General features: G+C 37.7%; 15 protein-coding genes. 14 read left to right on the forward strand and 1 reads right to left on the reverse strand.

What is annotated here, in order from left to right; translation table 11 throughout:
- The first annotated feature begins 192 nt into the window (after positions 1–192).
- The 5 genes from ACVYAD_RS13370 (at position 193) to ACVYAD_RS13390 (ending at position 4,996) form a co-directional block, all read left to right on the forward strand.
- A complete protein-coding gene (locus ACVYAD_RS13370) occupies positions 193–999 on the forward strand; it encodes an SMI1/KNR4 family protein (protein WP_476426768.1) in 807 nt (268 codons plus the stop codon).
- A gap of 349 nt (positions 1,000–1,348) precedes the next feature.
- A complete protein-coding gene (locus ACVYAD_RS13375) occupies positions 1,349–1,501 on the forward strand; it encodes a hypothetical protein (protein WP_476426769.1) in 153 nt (50 codons plus the stop codon).
- A 40-nt stretch (positions 1,502–1,541) separates the two neighbouring features.
- A complete protein-coding gene (locus ACVYAD_RS13380; RefSeq protein WP_476426770.1) occupies positions 1,542–2,924 on the forward strand; it encodes a pre-toxin TG domain-containing protein in 1,383 nt (460 codons plus the stop codon).
- 27 nt (positions 2,925–2,951) lie between these two features.
- Positions 2,952–4,193, forward strand: a complete 1,242-nt coding sequence (locus ACVYAD_RS13385) for a PoNi-like cognate immunity protein (RefSeq protein WP_476426771.1) — start codon at positions 2,952–2,954, stop codon at positions 4,191–4,193.
- Positions 4,194–4,552: 359 nt separating this feature from the next.
- On the forward strand, positions 4,553–4,996 hold the full coding sequence (locus tag ACVYAD_RS13390; protein ID WP_476426772.1) for an SMI1/KNR4 family protein: 444 nt from the start codon (positions 4,553–4,555) through the stop codon (positions 4,994–4,996).
- A 182-nt stretch (positions 4,997–5,178) separates the two neighbouring features.
- On the opposite strand, the gene ACVYAD_RS13395 is transcribed toward ACVYAD_RS13390, so the two are convergent.
- Positions 5,179–5,841, reverse strand: coding sequence for a hypothetical protein (locus ACVYAD_RS13395; protein ID WP_476426773.1), 663 nt, complete (start codon positions 5,839–5,841; stop codon positions 5,179–5,181).
- A gap of 765 nt (positions 5,842–6,606) precedes the next feature.
- Here ACVYAD_RS13395 and ACVYAD_RS13400 point away from each other — a divergent pair.
- From ACVYAD_RS13400 to ACVYAD_RS13440, 9 genes are all read left to right on the forward strand, one after another.
- Positions 6,607–7,251 carry a hypothetical protein gene (locus ACVYAD_RS13400; protein WP_476426774.1) on the forward strand — a complete coding sequence of 215 codons (645 nt, stop codon included), beginning with the start codon at positions 6,607–6,609 and terminating at the stop codon, positions 7,249–7,251.
- Positions 7,248–8,780: a phage baseplate assembly protein V gene (locus tag ACVYAD_RS13405; RefSeq protein WP_349660286.1), complete on the forward strand. Its 1,533-nt coding sequence runs from the start codon at positions 7,248–7,250 to the stop codon at positions 8,778–8,780. The genes ACVYAD_RS13400 and ACVYAD_RS13405 overlap by 4 nt, the downstream gene beginning before the upstream one ends.
- Before the next feature lie 15 nt (positions 8,781–8,795).
- Complete coding sequence (locus ACVYAD_RS13410; protein ID WP_476426775.1) at positions 8,796–9,893, forward strand: pentapeptide repeat-containing protein; 1,098 nt, start codon at positions 8,796–8,798, stop codon at positions 9,891–9,893.
- Positions 9,894–9,932: 39 nt separating this feature from the next.
- Positions 9,933–10,430: a hypothetical protein gene (locus tag ACVYAD_RS13415; protein WP_476426776.1), complete on the forward strand. Its 498-nt coding sequence runs from the start codon at positions 9,933–9,935 to the stop codon at positions 10,428–10,430.
- Positions 10,431–10,816: 386 nt separating this feature from the next.
- A complete protein-coding gene (locus tag ACVYAD_RS13420; protein WP_134020098.1) occupies positions 10,817–11,215 on the forward strand; it encodes a DUF4280 domain-containing protein in 399 nt (132 codons plus the stop codon).
- 30 nt (positions 11,216–11,245) lie between these two features.
- A complete protein-coding gene (locus tag ACVYAD_RS13425; protein WP_476426777.1) occupies positions 11,246–16,798 on the forward strand; it encodes an RHS repeat-associated core domain-containing protein in 5,553 nt (1,850 codons plus the stop codon).
- Between the two features lie 8 nt (positions 16,799–16,806).
- Complete coding sequence (locus ACVYAD_RS13430) at positions 16,807–17,196, forward strand: immunity 22 family protein (protein ID WP_476426778.1); 390 nt, start codon at positions 16,807–16,809, stop codon at positions 17,194–17,196.
- 428 nt (positions 17,197–17,624) lie between these two features.
- On the forward strand, positions 17,625–18,656 hold the full coding sequence (locus ACVYAD_RS13435; protein ID WP_476426779.1) for an RHS repeat domain-containing protein: 1,032 nt from the start codon (positions 17,625–17,627) through the stop codon (positions 18,654–18,656).
- 15 nt (positions 18,657–18,671) lie between these two features.
- Positions 18,672–19,292, forward strand: coding sequence for an RHS repeat-associated core domain-containing protein (locus ACVYAD_RS13440; RefSeq protein WP_476426841.1), 621 nt, complete (start codon positions 18,672–18,674; stop codon positions 19,290–19,292).
- Positions 19,293–19,307 lie beyond the last annotated feature (15 nt).

Genomic DNA, 19,307 nt, shown 5'->3' on the forward strand with positions numbered 1-19,307 from the left:
GACCTTCTTGTAATTTTGCATTAGCAAAAGTAGTAAATACTGCACATGATCATCCTAGTAAAATAACAGGTGTAGATACTGTTTGGCGCTCATCTAAAAAAGAAAATCCGTATCCATATGCAGAAAATTCAAACCAAATGAATCCATGTTTAACATGTAGTGATTTAAAAAATATAGAGGAGTATATGAAATATGCAAATGCCAATAAAAAGTACTCACATCCCACCTATAGGAGACTGTACAAATCTTTTTGAACGATTATCAAAATATATATCCAGATTTGATGAGAAATGGGTAGATGAAATAGAACCCGCAAAAACAGAGGACATAGATACGCTAAAAAATCTAACACAAATTAATATATATAACTATCATTTTCCTAAAGAATATGAGTTTTATTTAAATAATATGGGGCAGGATGATAAGGGTTTATTAAAAACTCAACTTCCGGGATATGTTTCAGTTTCTGAAATAATTAATACTTATGAAGGGATACATGAAGAAGAACCAGATACTTTAAGTGATAAATATATACATTTTTTTCAAACTGAATTATATGATGGTCAATTATCATTTGATTTTACCCAAACTGATAATCCTAAGATTGTTATGACTGATGAGGATAGCCAGTTTGTAAGTTATTTTGCAGATAACTTTGAAAAATTCTTATTTCAATGTGCGTTTAGTAAATACGAAAGATTAAATTATGATAAGTGTATAATCTTTGCTGGATCACCTAACATGCTTAAAGAAGCAATCAAGAGACACAATGAATCGGATGCTTTTGGCATAATTGAAAAATTTTCGAAAACATATGATTTTCAAAGAGCATGGTTTAGTGACCTGACCCATCACATAGGTTTTAAAGACGGTATTAGTTTTTACATTGAAAATAGAGAAAATTCTTTGTGTGGGTTTGTAGCAGGTAATTTAGATAACCAAATCGACAATATTGGCGAAACTTTACTAGCTGAATTAAATGTTAATAAAAAGAATTAAAGTTTTCAACGAGTGTATATTCAAATTTTATCCTATGTTGGTGTGCTGAGCTAATTTTGGAAATAATTTCATGAAATACTACTATGCTTGAAGTAGACTACCGTTCAATAGTAAATGGAATAATGTGTTAATCACATTGAAACATCAAAAGATTCAACATTGTTATTATGATATCTATTTAAACTACAACGCCACAATGCGAGCTAACTGCCCGTGTTGTGGTTTCTCTTTATATATATATCAAATAACTCAAAAGCGCCGGTTGTTCAAAATGACTTTAATTATTTGCCGGAAAGCCATTTATTCGACTAATAACACATCTAACACTTTTGCAGGGAAAAGCATTTGGATGAGCGCAACAGAATCTATGCGCTTAACATGTGGCTCCAGCAGTCTTGTTTTTGACGGGATTACCGATATTCAGGGACAGGTTGTCACAATGGAAGGCTCAAATAAAGCACCTGTGACCGTATCTAATACATCTGGAGAAGGCGCTGACTAGACGTCATGGGCATGATCCCTATTGGTGGGGGTGGTGCTTAATGGCGAAGAAGGGGAAAGGATTCTTCGGAGCACTAGGTAGTGCTTTAAGCAGTATTCCTGTTGTAGGGAAAGTTAAAAAAGCGGCTAAAAAGAAACTCAAAAAGGCCAAAAAGAAACTAAAGAAAGCCTTAAAAAAAGCGAAGAAAAAGCTCAAGAAAAAGTTAGGCAAGGTCTTGACAAAAGCCAGGAAGCTAAAAAATAATTTATCCAAGAGCAAACTGGTCAAGAGGTTTAAAAAGGCTGTAAAAAAAGCAGTTAAAAAGACCAAGAAGTATGTAAAAAAAGTTGTAAAGACAGTTAAAAAGGCAGCGAAAACAGCAGTTAAGGCAGTTAAAAAGGCAGCGAAAACAACGGTAAAGGCAGTTAAAACCGCAGCAAAAACGACCGTTAAAGCGGTGAAAACCGCAGCGAAAACAACGGTAAAGGCAGTTAAAACCGCAGCGAAAACAACTGTTAATACGGTTAAAACCGCAACAAAGACAGCTGTTCAGACGGTTAAAACCGCAGCAAAAACAACCGTAAAAGCAGTTAAAAAAGCAGCGGTAAAAGTAGGGGGCAAAGTTGCTAACGCCTACAATGCTTTTAAAGACGGTGGATATAAAGAAGTGCTTTCTGCGGCGGTAGATTGTATTCCTATTCTTGGAAACGCCAAAGCTGCGTATGAAACCATCGTTGGAAAAGATCCAATTACCGGACGGAAATTGGAGCCATGGGAACGTGCAGTATCCGGTGCATCTGTTTTCGGTGGTCCAGCTGTTAAAATTGCTAAGCGCGTAGGTGGAATTGCCGTTGGAGGTAAGCAGGCAGGCGGAGCAATAAGTGGTATTATTGCTGGTGGGAAGAAAGGCGATACGACTCCTAAGCCAAAGGATAAAACTCCAAATCAGAATAATGTAGACGACTTTAATCCGAGTACAGCTACAAACAAGCAAAAAGGTAATTATGGTGAAATAAAATCAAGTGACAATTTATTAAACAATCAAAGTTTAAAAGATGCTGGATATGACTTAAAGCCAATTGGCAGGGGTGCCCCATCAAGTGTTAATGATAAAATTGTAAAAGGGATTGACGGATTATACGAAAACGCAAATTCAAAATCAAATATCAAATATGTTGTTGATGAAGCAAAGTTTGGTAGTTCAAAATTATCGAAAACACCTAAAGATGGACCACAAATGTCAGACGACTGGTTGAAAGGTACGAAAACCAAAAAAGATAGAATATTGAAAGCAGTTGATGGAGATAAAGAATTAGCCCAAAAGATTACGGATGCATTGGATGAAGGTAAAGTTGAGCGAGTGCTTTCAACAGTCGATAGTAGTGGAAAGGTTAAAACATATAGGATAGATGCAAAGGGTGACATAATTGGAGAATGGCCTTAAATCAAAGGCAAGGAGGAATCAGATGTTATGAGAGATCATTTATGTATTGAAGAAAAATGTAGAGAAGATATAGAATTCAATAAAAAGTTTATCGACAAGAATATAGGGGATATTAAAGATTTGGAAGAAGATGAGAAAAATGGTATCCAAAGAAATCCTAATGATAATAAAAGTATTATAGAAGCAAGATATTTAAGGAATTTTATATATGAGACAGAGAAAATAAATGCAAAATATTCCTTAGGTGAAAAAATTAATACAATGGTAGAAGATTTTGAGAATGCCATTACTTATTTAGAGAATAAAGGAGAAAGAGAAGTTGGATATATAAATCTACTTTGGATGATATCTTTAGGAATTTTATTAGAAACTGATAAAAAGAATATTGTAAGATTAGCCAAGCAGGTTGAGAAAGAAAACATTAATGATTCTGTGATTGATTATTTATTATGTGCTAGTGATATAGGATACACAAAAATCACAGATGTTTATTTTAAAGAAAATCCATATGCAAAAACAAGGGAAATTATAGAACTTGCGCAAACAGATAAGAAAGAAGCATCTAAAAGATTGCAGAAGTATATGGAGAAAGAATGGTTTAAAGGCCATTATGATTATGAATGGAAAAATGCACATAAAGAACCTGGATATGTAGGGTTTTGGAGCTTTGAAACAGCCGCATTAGCAAAGATATTAGAACTCGAAGATACAAGTCTAATAAATAATAATCACTATCCATATGAACTGGCGCACTACAAAAATTCAATGAAATTCAAACCAATCTCTATAAGTCAATACAGCAATGAGCAAGAGATTGAAGAGATAGATGAAATAATAGAAGGAATCGAAAATAACCCTTTATTGGAAAAGATAATTCCAACAAGATGGCACTCATTTGTCAATGAATTGATACATGATTATGAGGGTATGGATGATAGTAGCTTTTATGAGAAATACAAAAAACTTATGGGGTTAGATCAAATCTGGTTTTTATCACAAGAATACGAAAAAGAAAATGTGCAAAAAAATCTGTTGGGAAGTTTAATTGTTTTTGCAATGACGGAAAAAGGATATATACTGCAGTTGGATTATAAAGAAGATGTGGAAGAATACTATTCAGGTATGAAAAATTGTTGGAATGAGGAAAGAACAAAGCTGATTCAATTTATCTTAAATAATGATCAAAATTATTATGCATTGGTACCGATGGATGCAGATGTTGAAGAGATGTATGAAGTTAATGTTAAAGATGTAAAGGAATTTGATTAAGAAGTAAGGACTGTTTTGTTGATTTAAAGAGAACTTTGGGGAGTATTGGCAATATCGAGGGAAATGTAAATAAATGTATGTGAAATAAATTAAAATTGAATAAATGATAAAATGGTGGTAGTTGGAAGTTCTGACTGCCACCATTTCTATATCCTCGATAGGAAGCTGCGGTTGTCCGCGACAGTATAAGAAAGGACGGCGATTCCAATCCAAAAACGCCCTATTGGTGCACACAAAAAGGCAAGGTCAAGCTAAATCAGCAATTAGTTACATTTACCTTACAGGAAGGCGTCGTTTTCCTAATGATGGATCAGGCAAGCAAAAGAATTTTCCAAACATGAATATGGAGGGGATTTAGTATGAACTTTTATAAAAGCAGTAATATAGAGGGTTTCTTGACATCCTTAGAAAAGGACTCTTATCCAATGGAACCCTGCAGTAAGGATGATCTATCAAAATTGGTGAAATTATCTTCAACTCTAACACTTCCAAAAACTTATTTGGATTTTATGAATAAAGCTGGTAATGGAATTGAATTTTTAGTTGGTACGGATTATTCCATGAATTGTATTTTTGACTTAAAAGAGGGGGCAATTGAACTTTTGGAGGAAAATAATTTCAAAAAAAAGCTCACAGATAATCAGTTTATTTTCATGATGCATCAAGGATATATATTCTGGTTTTTTAATCTAAATGATGGAGATGATCCAGCGGTATATTGCTATGATGAAAGTGTAAAATTAGATGATTTTAATAAGGTCAGTAATAATTTATCAGATTTTTTAATTTCCCTAAACGATTAATAGAAGAGTCTAAATATCATAATGATTTTAACTTGATAATTTAAGAATAGAGTAACTATTGTTGCTAATAGAAATAATAGTACGAAAGTGTTTCAACTAACTAAAAATGTAGAGATTATTTGGCTTTATGAAGGAACCATTTAGTTATGTCACAGCCTCTTATTCCAATATGTACTGATTTTTTATACTTCCCACTCGATACCTATTTCTTCAAAAGAAATTCTGCTTTCAGCTAACCCTTCTCCATCTTCAGATTCAATCATTTGAATTTCCTCTGCCGTTAAAACAATGACTTTAGAGGGGTTTTCTATCTTTCGAAGGAAGATGGACTTTAGTAGGGTGATTTGTACATCAGACATTTCGGCATCCTCTTGCCATTCAGCGATAGCAGTTTCTATGTCCATTGCTTGTCTTTCTAAGAGAAAGCCACCGTTTTCAATCATTTCATCAATGTCCTCTTGTGAATAGATTTCCTCGCCATTTCCCCAAAAAGCAGCTGTAATCATAGGCACTGTCTTTCCATTAATATCTTCTAACAAATATTGGAGCGTTTCAGCTGTGGCTAACTCTTTTACTTCTTCGGGTGCATCCTTAAAGTATTCTAAAGCATTTTTATAGTCTGATACCCTTTCGTTATTATCATCACGAAAGGCAGCTACTAAGTAGTTAGAATGGAATGTAATTGTCCCTCGTGTGCCAGAACTATCCTGTACGTTGTAATTGAACCCGTCCCAAGACTGTTCGTGAGCCAATTCTGGGTAGTGTGCAACGTTTATTGCGTGAGCGATTGAAGCCAACATACACCCTTTCCAAAGTTTCTCGCTATCCCAAGTGATCTTTTTCATATCTATCTAATCCCTTTCTAGTTAATTTAAGTAGCCAAAACAAATAATTATCCAAGTGACGTGTCGCCACGCTTAGGAAACGATTCATTGATATGATGAATATGGTAAATTCCTTTTCTAATGTGTTTGGCTTGTCGTACTTTAATGGCTTCGTGTTGTATACCTTTCATTTTAGCAAAATTCTTATAGTTCGTTGTAGAATCTATACAAAACAAAACTGAGGTGTCTATGTAGCGACCTAGCAACCCGTTCAATTCCTCGCGGTAGTCCGACTCTTGCTTGCAATTTGAGAGAGGATATCCCTATCTCTATTTGTCCCTTTGATTTCCCTGTCTCTAAGCGACACAGCGACGTTTACGACTTAAAATTATTCTCTTCATCATGAATGTATTCGTCGTTCGATCGAGTTACATTTCCATACCACAATAGTTTCATTTTTTCTTTTACTCACACAGTATATCTAACTACTAAATTTCAAATTTTCCCGATCTTCAGGATTATTTTTTTGTCTATTCCAAATAATAGAACTTATGGATGTTGACTTTTTAACTATGGTTTATTAGCATATTTAATGATGAAAATAACCAATTAATGGTTATATTGTCATAAATGTATTTTAAGATGGAATATTACTAAAAAATTTAATTAATAACAATAACTATTGATTTATTGCTGATAAATAATCGGTGCTATTTAATAGGAAAACAAAAGAATTCAAGGTTATGAGATAGAAGGAATGGTAGTTAAAACAAAGGAGCGAAAACAATGAATTACATGGATGAAGAAGTTATCGAGATGACGAAGCATGCAAGGCAGAAGAAACGAATGGAGAACATCGAAAACCAATTATTAAATACGGATATTGTGAAAGCGATTAAAGATGGTCAGCTCATGATTGAAGATGAAACGATTGAGTTTAAAGAAATGAGTTTTTATGAGGGTCAAATCCGGATGTGTATGCCTGCAGCCTTTGACGTGATGGAACCTGAATTAATGGATATTAAATATCCATCCAGTCGTAGACCCGATTATATTTATACAAGCGAAAGTACGTCCATCAATGTCACACTGAAAATCATGGAACAACAGGTAAAAGAAGAGGAATTAGAAGACTTCACAGAGGCCATGAGGAACATCCTTCAAAAAACGCAGCCAACGACAAAAATGTTGGATTTCGGCATGAATGAAGTGAACGGTCTACAAATTGGTTACTTTGACTTCATTTCGCCAGCACTAGATAACAAGATTTATAATTTAATGTTTTTGTTTATAGTAGGCGAGAATGTGACGATGGGCTCAGTTAATTGTTTGAAAAAAGAGATGGATATTTGGAAGCCCATTGCTTACGGCATGATGGAATCTATCTTTGTTGAAAACAAATTATTAGATGGGGAAGGTGTTGTCGAATGAGTAAGGAAACAGCCTTGACGTATAAAGATATCATCGTGATGCCCTATAATATTCGCGTCAATCAAATCGAAATTACGCAACAAATGAATGAGCATGCTACATTGCATTTAACGGGCGTGATTCCTGATGAACTTGAAGATTCCTACGTATATATGACGGATGCAGAAACGGCTATTGAAGTAGTGCAAATCGGTAGTGGTGGACAAACTATTCCTATTTTTAATGGGCTGGCGTTAGATGTACAAGTGAAATCGGTTTTGGGTACCTATTATTTGGAGGTAAAAGCAGTTTCGCATTCGTATGTGTTAGATGTGAAGAAGAAAAATCAAACTTATCAAAATGCGGGTATGCCCTATAGTGAATTAATAAATGCATGTATTGCCGATCAAAAAGGTGCAGATTTCATGGATTATGCCTCAAAGGGCGCTACTATTGGACGCTTTACGATGCAATATATAGAGACAGATTGGGAGTTTCTTAAACGAATGGCATCAAGATTCCATACAGGTCTGGTGCCAGATACGGTTCACCCAGCCGCAAAGTTTTACTTCGGCGTACCGTTTCAAGCTGGGGGCACGCAGAAAATGGAGGCCATCAATTATCGAGTTAAAAAGGCGATCGGCAATTTCCTTGTGTCCAGTAAAAATCATCTCGACGGTATTACTGATAGTGACTACATGTACTATGAAGTAGAATCATTCCAACCGTTCAAAATAGGTAATGAAGTTACTTTCCAATCCAAAAAATTGTATGTCTATAAAATCTACTCAACTTTAAAAGATGGCTTGTTCAAGCATATTTATACGTTAACACCTCAGAACGGCTTCAGTGTCCACACTACTTATAATCAAGCTATTATTGGTGCCTCCATTCAAGGAAAAGTAATTGATGTTGCGGGGGATAAAATTCGTATTCATGTCGATTTCGACGAGGGTCAAGATAAAGATACAGCGTATTGGTTTCCATATTCGACGATCTATGCATCAGAAGATAATACAGGCTGGTACTTCATGCCAGAGCTATCCGATAACGTTAGAATCTATTTCCCGGGCAATCGTGAGGATGAAGGGATTGCGATTAGTTCCGTATCAAAAGCACCACCACAATCTGGTTCGATGTTAGCAGCGACGAATCCACCTAGTCCAAGCGGTGGTGGAAGTGCCAGTGGCGGAGGAGGTGGTGGAGGTGGATCAAGACCTGCACCACCAGAGGATAGTCGCCAAGACCCAGCGCGGATGGCCGATCCAGATGTCAAAACACTCAGAACGAAGCACGGTAAACAAATTCTACTTGCACCGGATCGGATTGTTATATCTGGTGGAGGATTAATGATTTCGCTTATGGATGATAATGGGATCTCCATCATAAGTGATAAAAATATTACCTTACAAGCAACAGATAAAGTCGCCATCAATGCGAAGCAAATTATGATTAATGCGACCGAGAAAATAGAGATGACTTGTAAAGACAGTTCAATCAAGATGGAAGACAAAATGGAGATTAAAGGAACAGAAGTACGAGCAAATTAGTGAGGATGTGGACGCATGAAACGAGAAGAAGCATTACAGCATTTTATGGATGAATGCGTGTCAGTTCATATCAGCCGATTACAAGAGAAGGTTGATCGACAGTTTCGTCAAGAGAAGGAAGTCTTACTAAAACCAATCATTCACTCGCTTGAACAGCTGTTTGCAACTATTAGAGATCAGCAAGAGCAAGGGAAGTTAGCGCCAGTTGCTTTTATTCATTTTTCACTGCTACGAACATCATTACTAGATAACAAGTGTACGTATTTGCTAGAAGCGTATGGAGAAAAATGGTACTACGACTGGGGAGAATGTACGGCACAGTATGAAGCGGAATGGCTTAGTGAGGCGATTATAGATTTACACAACACGCTTGAAAAAGAAAGAAAACCATATCTCGCTATCCAAGCAGCTGACGTTCGAGGAATTATTCAACAAACTGTGATTCTGTTTCATCAGTATATCATTCAATTGGTACGCTATCTTTTCCGCTATCAACAAGAAAGCGTACCTGAAATAGATTTCCAACGAGCAGCATGTTTGCGATTTCGTGTCGGTGAATATAAAGGATTTAGTGAAGATGTTGCGATGTTCGACGAACGGGAACGGGTGGAACAAAATCTTCTGTCGTGGTTAGGAAAAAATGAGATGGACAAATCATATACGTTTGAAAACTTCTCAAGCCTACCATTACAGCAAAAACTTTTCGACCAAATGGACTTTTCTTATGCGAATTTCAATGGCAGTGACTTAGAAGGGGCTTCCATGAAACAAAGTGTTTGCGTCGGTACTAGTTTTGTAGATTGTAGCTTAGCGAATGTTGATTTTTCCTATGCAGCCATTCAAGATGCTGATTTTCGAAACGCCAATTTAGCAGGCGCTAATTTTACGCATGCACAAGGAAAAACGCTAATGCTTCCCGGTGACGAAGTTGCCTGTTACCTAGGTACTGATTTCAGTCATGCGAATTTGGAAAATGCAAAATTTGAGTTTGCGCAAATTGCAGGCGCTAATTTTACAGGTGCTAATTTAAAAGGAGCTACCTTTTTTAAACGTGATCAAGAGAAATGTCTATTTAGCCCAGACCAGATAAAAGTCATTCATTGGATTCATTAACGTTGAAATCAATAGAAATGATAGTTGCAGGAGGAAAAGATGGAGTATTTTATTGTTCGGCAAGATCAAAGCATTACAAATCCAATTATTCCTTTCAAGACAGACCTCGATGATCACTTTGTCTGTTCATCTGTATTCGGGGAAGTAATAGAAAAAGAGAATGGGGTATATCTGGATTATTTAGAGAAGCCTCGAAGAATCGTCTCAGATGATTTAAAAGGGTTATTAGTGAAATATGAGGATAACTTAGAATTTACAGCCATTGTCTTTACGGATGTGAAGAAAGGAACACAGCGTGTGCATTGGCTTATGGACATTGTCAAGAAGAACTGTATTTCCGATGAGACGGCTTATTATCCAGACGGACAAATAAAGGAGCTCGTAATTGACCCGAAGAAAGTGGAACTGGATTGTATCTTTCAAGTTGACGGCAAAAAAGAATCATTCACCATCGTCAATTTAGACGTGGCAGAAAGTATGCTACGACGACCATATCTCGGGATTCATTTACAACGAGTAAAACTACAAGGACGATAGATCATTCTAATAAATCATGGCTCTATCAAAAGTTGTGGATGTTGTGGATGACATTTGTTAATGCCATATATATAAGTTGATTGGAGTGGAGACTGGGCGACTCCTTGGGGATTAGCGATAGAGGAACGGAGACTAAAGGCATCACATCCTGTGATAACGCCTCCGTGACCAACATCGTATTGGCCCGAGACCCTGGAGCGAGCAACGCGAGTGAAGCGGCTCATCGGACGCCCTCAGGAAGCTCTGCTCTGCGCGAAAGCGAAGCGACAACAAAGCGCCCAGTCGGAACGGAAATCAACCACACGCTATGAGGATAAGTTAAATCATTCCAAAACACTGCCTTAGTTTGAAACAGTGTTTAATCGATACGAAAGGAAGGATATTAAATGGCTCAAGTTGTAGAAAGTTTGGAAACAGAAGGTTCGGAACAAGAGCAATTTAGTTATGTGGTACATGGCGCCATCATTTCTTGTGAGCATGGTAGCCACCTCAATTATTTAAATTTGCCGCAAGATCATGGCGTTTATATTAAAGAAAAAGCCGTCATGAATGTAGGGGATCGAAACCCTGATAACATCCCAACCTTTGGTGTTTGTTTACAGTTGCAAAAGCCATGTACACCAACATGTTCCATTGATTGGATGGAAGGAATGGAAACTGTCAACATCGAGGGGAAGCAAGCGTTATTAAGCCGCTGCCATACGCAATGCTCAGCAGGTGGAGGCAAAATCGAAATTATTCATGACGGTCAAGAGGAAGTAGAAATACCGAAACAAGGTTTTTAAAAGCCGAGGTTGATTGAAAGGAGGTAAGTAATGAAATCGCTAGAAGAAAAGGAAGTACACATGGTTAGTACGTATGAGGATCTTGTGCTCGAATGGCCTTATCCGCTTATTCATTTAGATAAACTAACCATCAAACATAAGGCTAATGACCATGCAAGATTGTACTTTACAGGAATGATTGCTGAAGAGCAGGCTCAAAAGTATATTCAGCGGGTCAATCAAACAGATGAAGTGGTTGTGAAATTTGGGCGAGACAGTGCCATTTTGTTCTCAGGAAGAATTGAAAATGCGGAGTTGCAGGCATCACAAGGGGTGCACTATGTCTCTGTTGAGGCTGTATCATTTACAGCAAATATGGATATTGCAAAGCGTTCACGTTCTTTTCAAGATGTGAACATGACGTACGTGCAGTTAATCAAAAACATCGTAAGTGCCTATCCTAATGGGGATTACATCGACCAGGCTTCTAACGGTCAAGCCATTGGTAGTATTGCGATTCAATACTTAGAAACAGATTGGGAATTTATTAAAAGAATGGCATCCCGTTTACACGCCGTTGTTTTTCCTGATTTAAAAGGAAAAGGTGCTCGGTTCTGGCTTGGTACACCTCAAAGTAGGAAAAGCATAACGATCGACCATCTGCCGTCTATAGTACGAATGGACGTCGATGCGTATCGGTTGATTACTGAAAATGATGGTACGGATGTGAGTGAAGCCGATTATACTTTTTGTGAGTTTGAAAGCACAGAGGCCCATGAGCTGGGCACGTTGGTGCAATTCAAGGGAAGCTCCTATATCGTAACGGCTAGGGAAACCCATCTTGATGATGGCGTGTTGAAGTTTCAATATACTGCCCAACCCGAGAAAAGTATTCGTCAGCGGTTAGTACGTAATTTAGACCTTATTGGTGCAGCATTTACGGGAAAAATTATTGATGTTACGCAAAACACCGTTAAAATTCATTTAGATATAGATAAAAGCCAGGACCAAGCAAAAGCACATTGGTTTGCTTATTCAGCAGATGCCAATGGTGTTATGTATTTAATGCCTCAAATAGGCGCACGTGCTCAATTGCATTTTCCAAGTGCAGTTGAAGAAGAAGCTATCGTTATCAGCTCGGTGCGTGTGAATCCAGCCACACCAGAGGGCGGGCAAAAGCAGACGCAGAAAATGGCGGATACTACCGTTAAATCATTGGCGACTAATGTAGGGAAAGATGTGACATTAGGTGTTGGTGATATTACCTTTAGTGCAGTAGATGGAGTATTGGACTTAAAGATGGATGATGGAGATGGCGTAACATTTCAAAGTAACAGTACCATCATGTTAGCGGCCGATGAAACACTTGAAATTAGTGGTATGAAAGAGCTAGCCGTAGAAGCGGAAGAATGGATTGCGATATCAGCGAAGGAACAAAGTCATGTAATTATGGGCGCTGACACACAATTAATTAGTACGCTCATTGATCAAGAAGGTATAGAGAAGCAGAGTCAGCCACCGAAATTAAATGAAGAAGCAATTGAAGCTACGACGAAAGTTGACTTAATCTTCCCGCAAAAGGCAGAAGAGAAGAAAGAGAAAAAAGGCTGGTTTAGTAGTTTAGTAGATGGCGTTAGTGCAGCATTGGATGTTGCTGGATTTATTCCTGTCATCGGTACATTTGCAGATATTGCGAATGCAGGAATTAGCTTGGCAAGAGGGAATTACATGGATGCAGCCATGAACTTAGTAGGTGCGATCCCAGTAGTTGGTGATGCCGCCAAGGGAGCCTACAAGGTCAAAAAAGGAGCAAAACTCTTAGATAAAGCTGCTGATGCTGCAAAAAGTGTTGATAAGGCAATAGATGCTTCAAAAGCTTTAGCAAAAGGGATGAAGGCAGCCTATCCGAAAGTATCTAAAACGTTAGATGCAGTAAAGGGACTAGCGGAACTAGCTAACAAAGCATCTAAGGCTGTGAAGACGGCCGCAGATAAAGTCATTTCGTCGATGGATGAATTGCTCGCTGCGTCGAAGGCAGTAGACGGTATGAAAGCTATGGCCAAAGCCGGGCTAACGAAATTTAATCATGGGGTATTAAAGAAATTTAATTGTACAAAAGGGTTAAGTGAAAAATTCTGTAAAAGAGGTTTTGAACCCGTTGATTTAATCACAGGGCGTATGATTTATGAAGGCGTCGACTTTGAACTACCTGGACCTATCCCTCTTTCATGGGAACGCGCTTGGTACAGTGATAGTAGTCGCATTGGCTTGTCAGGTCATGGTATGCACTTTACATACGATCTAGCCTTAGAGATATTTGAAGAAGATGACCTGATTGGGATTGTTGTGACGGATGGTCGTGCAGTTGGTTTTCCAATTTTACCAATAAACTTGCCGTATTTTAACAAACGAGAAAGAATGACTTTAACAAATACAGGCGAGGAGTATCATTTGTTTGAGCATGATACACGATTGATTTATGTATTTGAACAAACAACAGAAACAAAATATCGATTAAAAGAAGTAAGAAATGAGCAAGACCATCATATTCAATTTGCGTATAACCTTAAAGGCTTCCTATCTCAAGTAACGGACAGTGTTGGAAGAGTGCTCGAGGTTACGACCAATGAGTCAGGTAGAATGACAGAAGTTGCCCTACGTAACCAGATGAGTCGTGAAGTCTTAGTTCGCTATGATTACAATGATGGACAAGATTTAATCGAAATCCAAGATGCGTTAGGGCAAAGTACGCATTTAAAATATGTGAATCACTTAATGATGCAAAAAACGGATCGCAATAAAAATAGCTTCTTCTGGCGCTATGATGGCCCAACTACAGGTGCACGAGTCATCAAAACATGGGGAGATGGCAATGTCCTTGCAGGAGAGCTTGCATATCACGAGGGCTATAACGAAATTACGAATAGTTTAGGCCATAAGAGTTATTACCATTTTAACGACGATAACCTCTGTACGAAAATTGTTCATCCAGATGGTAGTGAAGTTAGCTATGAATATAATGAGGACTTTGAATTACTGCAAGAAGTAGATGAAGATGGACGTGTGACGGCATATAGCTATGATGTGTGGGCAAATCCAGTGACGATTACTCTTGCAGATGGCAGTACCGTATCTTCTCAGTATGATGAGAAGGATAGGCTGATTCAGGCAGTAAACGCAGAGGGCGGAAGTCGTCAGTGGATTTATAATGAAGATGGAACATTACAGGCAAATATTTTAGAAGATGCAATAGAGATTGAATTTTCCTATAATGAGAAAAATTTAATTAAAACAGTAACAAATGCGCAAGGCCATGTGGTAAGGTTAGCTTATGATGCTGACCTGAACCTGAGTCAAGTGACATTGCCAGACGGAACAAGTTCCACATGGACATATGACCTTCGTGGTAACTGTACATCAACGACCAATCCCCTAGGAGCAACAGAAAAGTTCCGTTATGATAACTTAAATCGCCTTGTAAGGGCAAATCTTTCGGATGGTAACGATGTTCAATTAAAATACGATGCCTATGATGATGTCGTTTTTACAAAAGATAATCATACGCAAGTTGCCTTTGATTACACCATTCTTGGCAGTTTAATATCCCGTGAACAAGGTGGAAAGAAAGTTAAATTTGCCTATGATACAGAGGAGCAGTTAACCACTGTCATCAATGAAAAAGGCGAAGTGTATGAGTTTGAACGCGATACGAAAGGAAATATCATTAAGGAAATTGGCTTTGATGAGCTGACTAGAACGTATGAACGAAGTCTGGCAGGATTGGTTCAGAGGATTCAACGTCCGGGTGATCGTTGGACAACGTACCAGCATAATGCTCTAGGGAATGTCATACGAGCTGATTATTATGATAACACTTGGGAAACGTTTGGTTATGACAAAAATGGCTTGTTAATTGAGACTGAAAATGAGCATATTACCGTGAAACTAGAGCGAGACCCATCTGGACAAGTGATCAAGGAGTGGCAAAATGACCATTGGATTGCGAGTAGCTATGATGAATTAGGCAATCGTTCACAAATTACGAGTAGCTTAGGTGCAAAAATAGATGTCGCTCGTAATGAAATGGGCAATGTGTCACAAATCACGGCTTCTCGCTCAGAGCAAGAAAATTGGACAGCATCCATGCAGTACAATGAACTTGGACAGGAGATTGAAAGAATCTTACCAGGGGATGTCATTAGCAAATGGCAGTATGACGTAGTAGGTAGACCAACACACCATCGAATAAATAGTCAAAACCGCGATACACGAAGACGAGTATATAATTGGGACGTCAATCATCGCTTACGAAGCATGATAAACGAGTTAACAGGTGTAAAAGTTACTTATGGTTACGATGAATTCAGTAATCTCGTCTGGTCCAATCAAGGCGATCAATTTGACTTTTTACATCGTAGTGTCGATGATGTTGGGAATTTGTATGAAACGAAAGAAAAGACAGATCGTGTCTATGGTGCCGGAAGTAGATTGCTTGAAACGAAAGAGGCAAAATACTCTTATGATGATGAAGGTAATCTGGTTCAGAAAGTTGAGAAGAATGGTGATAAGTGGCAGTACGAATATTACGGCAATGGCATGATGTCAAAAGTCATCAGACCAGACAGTACAGAAGTTACTTTCAAGTATGACTCGCTAGGTAGACGAATAGAGAAGTGTTCTGACGAGAAGACAATGAGATTCGTATGGGATGGGAATACTATCCTTCATGAGTATTTCTTGCAGAATACTTCAGATAAATTTGGAAATCTAGATGAGGATTCTTCACAGAATAATTCTAAAATACCAGATAATCTCGTCACATGGGTGTTTAATAATGGGTTCGTACCTTCAGCTAAAATTACAAGTGAAGGTAACTATAGTATTATTAGTGACTATCTAGGGACACCTGTTGAAGCCTATGATGAACAAGGAAATAGGGTTTGGTCAGCTAAGCTTGATATCTATGGGCGAGTGAATAAGTTCACTGGTGAGCAGGATTTCATTCCGTTTAGGTATCAGGGGCAGTATTCAGATAAAGAAATAGGTCTCTATTACAATAGGTTCAGGTATTACTCACCAAATGAGGGAATATATTTACAACAAGATCCTATTGGGCTATCTGGTGGAAACCCTACGCTTTACGGGTACGTGAATGATCCGAATACTTGGATTGATCCTTTTGGATGGGCTCCTTGGAAAAGAAATAAATTCAATGAATGGTTTAACAAAGCAACTCCGAAGGATATTTCAGATAATAAAGCTGCTGTTGAACGTCAATTAAGAAACGGTGGAGGAAAACATGAATTATTCCCTGTAGCTAATGCGGCAAAAGCTAGAGATCTTGGTTTTACTGCAGAAGAATTGAAACGAATGGCTGTAGATAAAAATAGAGTAACATTTGTTGATGTACCTGATAAGGATGGTGTTCTTCATTCAGGACCTCATTCAACAGGTAAGAAAAGAGTTTTTGGTCAATCGAGTAAAGCAAGTGGGAACTTCCATCGACGATTATCAGATGCTTTAGAAAATGCAAATACTAAAAAAGAGGCAAGGAAGATAATAGGTCAACATCATAAAAAACATATGAGAGTGAGTTGTAAATAGTAATGAATATGTCTAAAGTTCATGTATGGATAGGAATTAATGATTCTGACGATGAAACATTCGAAAAATATTTTGAATTAGATTATAACACTGATGTAGAAATGGACGACCCTGAATATAAGGTCTGTCAATTTTGTGTCGATACTAAAACCGAATGGTACGATGAGGACATGATAGCTATTTATAAGATCGACCATTTAATAAGTGTTGAAGAAGCACTAGAAGAAATACCTGTTTCTAAGGAAACATTATTAGAAATCAACACTATCTGCGTTGGAAAAGGGATTAAAAATATAAATGCAATGTTTTTCTACACAGATGCGGGTTTAAAAATAACTGACACTGATAAGTTATTTAATGGTTTAGTTTACTTAGGAGAATTTAAGACAAATATCTAAATATAATCAATAATATACTAGTCGTTAAAGGGTTTAATTTATTGAATTAGATGAGGTGGTAACACACATTAACTCTCGTTACGGCAAGGACAATTTTTGTAAATCAACACTGCTGTGATCAAAAACAATAATCATTGATGGCTTTACTTGTAATAAATTCTATAAACAAAGAGTAGCATAAATCCCGGAGTATATGGATTTTTTGCTACTTTTTGTTTTTAATGTGATTTTGAATTTAAATTTCCATATAATGGTTGGATGAAAGAAATACATCCAAATCATGGCTAATTGTGAGAAATGGCTAAGTTGTCATCAATGAAAAAGGCGAAGCGTATCAGTTTGAACGTGATACAAAAGGGAATATCATTCGAGCTGATTATTATGATGACACATGGGAAACGTTTGGCTATAACAAAAATGGCTTGTTAATGGAGACTGAAAATGAGCATGTTACCGTTAATCTGGAGCGAGACCCATCTGGACAAGTGATCAAGGAGTGGCAGAATGACCATTGGATTGCGAGTAGCTATGATGAATTAGGCAATCGTTCACAGGTTACGAGTAGCCTAGGCGCAAAAATCGATGTCGCTCGTAATGAAATGGGCAATGTATCACACATCACAGCCTCTCGCTCAGAGCAAAAAAATTGGACAGCATCCATGCAGTACAATGAACTCGGTCAAGAGATTGAGAGAATCTTACCCGGAGATGTTATTAGCAAATGGCAGTATGACGTAGCAGGTAGACCAACACACCATCGAATAAGTAGTCAAAACCGCGATACACGAAGACGCATGTATAATTGGGATGTAAATCATCGCTTACGAAGCATGGTAAACGAGTTAACAGGTGTAAAAGTTACCTATGGTTACGATGAATTCAGTAACCTCGTTTGGTCCAATCAAGGCGGTCAATTTGATTTCTTACACCGCAGTGTCGATGATGTCGGGAATTTGTATGAAACGAAAGAAAAGACAGATCGTGTCTATGGTGCCGGAAGCAGATTGCTTGAAACGAAAGAGGCAACATTCTCTTATGATGATGAAGGTAATCTGATTCAGAAAGTTGAGAAGAATGGTGATACGTGGAAGTACGAGTACTATGGCAATGGTATGATGTCGAAGGTCATCAAACCAGACAACACAGAAGTTACTTTCAAGTATGACTCGCTAGGTAGACGAATAGAGAAGAGTTCTGACGAGAAAACTATGAGATTCGTATGGGATGGGAATACTATCCTACATGAGTATTTCTCGGAGGAAGATTCAGGGGAATTTGAAAACCTAGAGGAGTATTCTTCACAGAACAAGTCTGAAATACCAGACAATATAGTCACATGGGTATTTAAAGATGGGTTCGTACCGTCTGCTAAAATTACGGATGAAGGTAATTACAGTATTATTAGTGATTATCTTGGAACGCCTGTCGAAGCTTATGATGATGATGGTAATAAGGTTTGATCGGCTGAGCTTGATATTTATGGGCGAGTAATAGAATTTGCAGGTGAAAGGGATCTCATTCCATTCCGTTATCAAGGGCAGTATGAAGACGTGGAAATTGGATTATATTACAACAGATTCCGATATTACTCACCAAGTGAGGGGATTTACACACAACAAGACCCTATTAGGCTAGCGGGGAATAATCCAACGTTATATGGATATGTTAGTGACCCTCTCATGGAGCTGGATCCGTTTGGCTTGATAAAATGGAAAAAAGTTATTTGGACTGCAACAAGACCAAAGGGAACTAGACAAACATATGATGTGTATCAAAGAGATGATATTAATTGGGATAAAATTAGAAGTGCAGGAGATAAAAAGTATATTGGTATGACAAATAGGGATGCGGCAAATAAATACGGAAAAGCACCACAACTATCTGATGGTAGTTTTGCAACATTACATCATTTAGGTCAAGATTCGAGAGGAGCATTAGTAGAAGCAAGTACTCGTTATCATGGTGTAGGAAAGTATGGGCAAGATATATTGCATAGTCAATTTGGGAGAAATAAACCACATCCTAATTATCCGATAAATAGGTCGAAATTTGGTGTCGATACACGAGAATATTGGAAAACCCGATGTAAATCATAAATTTTTAGAAGAGGT

The organism is Lysinibacillus sp. G1-3 (assembly GCF_056322905.1).

Coding starts and splice junctions, on each gene's coding strand:
- ACVYAD_RS13430 (WP_476426778.1), top strand. CDS start 16,807: ATGTCTAAAGTTCATGTATGGATAGGAATTAATGATTCTGACGATGAA.
- ACVYAD_RS13405 (WP_349660286.1), top strand. CDS start 7,248: ATGAGTAAGGAAACAGCCTTGACGTATAAAGATATCATCGTGATGCCC.
- ACVYAD_RS13375 (WP_476426769.1), top strand. CDS start 1,349: ATGAGCGCAACAGAATCTATGCGCTTAACATGTGGCTCCAGCAGTCTT.
- ACVYAD_RS13370 (WP_476426768.1), top strand. CDS start 193: ATGCAAATGCCAATAAAAAGTACTCACATCCCACCTATAGGAGACTGT.
- ACVYAD_RS13390 (WP_476426772.1), top strand. CDS start 4,553: ATGAACTTTTATAAAAGCAGTAATATAGAGGGTTTCTTGACATCCTTA.
- ACVYAD_RS13420 (WP_134020098.1), top strand. CDS start 10,817: ATGGCTCAAGTTGTAGAAAGTTTGGAAACAGAAGGTTCGGAACAAGAG.
- ACVYAD_RS13415 (WP_476426776.1), top strand. CDS start 9,933: ATGGAGTATTTTATTGTTCGGCAAGATCAAAGCATTACAAATCCAATT.
- ACVYAD_RS13380 (WP_476426770.1), top strand. CDS start 1,542: ATGGCGAAGAAGGGGAAAGGATTCTTCGGAGCACTAGGTAGTGCTTTA.
- ACVYAD_RS13425 (WP_476426777.1), top strand. CDS start 11,246: ATGAAATCGCTAGAAGAAAAGGAAGTACACATGGTTAGTACGTATGAG.
- ACVYAD_RS13385 (WP_476426771.1), top strand. CDS start 2,952: ATGAGAGATCATTTATGTATTGAAGAAAAATGTAGAGAAGATATAGAA.
- ACVYAD_RS13410 (WP_476426775.1), top strand. CDS start 8,796: ATGAAACGAGAAGAAGCATTACAGCATTTTATGGATGAATGCGTGTCA.
- ACVYAD_RS13395 (WP_476426773.1), bottom strand. CDS start 5,841: ATGAAAAAGATCACTTGGGATAGCGAGAAACTTTGGAAAGGGTGTATG.
- ACVYAD_RS13400 (WP_476426774.1), top strand. CDS start 6,607: ATGAATTACATGGATGAAGAAGTTATCGAGATGACGAAGCATGCAAGG.
- ACVYAD_RS13435 (WP_476426779.1), top strand. CDS start 17,625: ATGGAGACTGAAAATGAGCATGTTACCGTTAATCTGGAGCGAGACCCA.